This window comes from Neisseria sp. P0021.S007 (genome assembly GCF_051956855.1).
In genome coordinates, this window is the sequence record NZ_JBQCXA010001202.1 from 1 (window position 1) to 518 (window position 518).

Sequence of the window (518 nt, forward strand, 5' to 3'; positions counted from 1 at the left end):
TTTGTGGGTGTTGTGGTTATGTGTGCGTGGTTGTTTTTGTGTGTGGTTTTTTTTTTGGTTGGGTTTGTTGTGGTTGGTGTTTTGTATGGGTTTTTGTGGGGTAGGCTGTTTTGGTGGTTGTTCCATGTTTCTTGTAGGTTTTCCCGCATTTTGTGGTGGGTGGTTTTGTGGGTTTGGAGGTTGTTGCTGTTGGTGTTGGTTTTGTGGTTGTTTGGGGGGGGTTGTTTTTTGGGGTTGTTGTTTGGGGTATTGGGTGTTGTTTTGGTTGTTGGTTTTTTGTTGTTTTGGTTGTGTGTGTTGTGGGTGGTGTTGGTGGTGTTGTTGGTGGTGTGGTGTGTTTGGGTGGGGTGTGTGTTTTTTGGGGTTTGTGTGTTGGTTGGGTTAGGGTGGTTTTTTTTGGTGTGTTTTGGGGTGTTTTGGGTTGGTGTTTTGGTGGGTGGGTGGTGGGGGTTGGTGTTGGGTTGGTTGTGTGTGTTTGTTGTGTGTGTGGTGGTTGTTGGTGTGTGGTGGTTGTGGGT

General features: G+C 46.7%; 1 protein-coding gene. It reads right to left on the reverse strand.

Annotated elements, in window-relative coordinates:
* Positions 1–518: hypothetical protein (locus ACTHUR_RS18290; RefSeq protein WP_440400183.1), on the reverse strand; the 518-nt coding region annotated here is incomplete at both ends.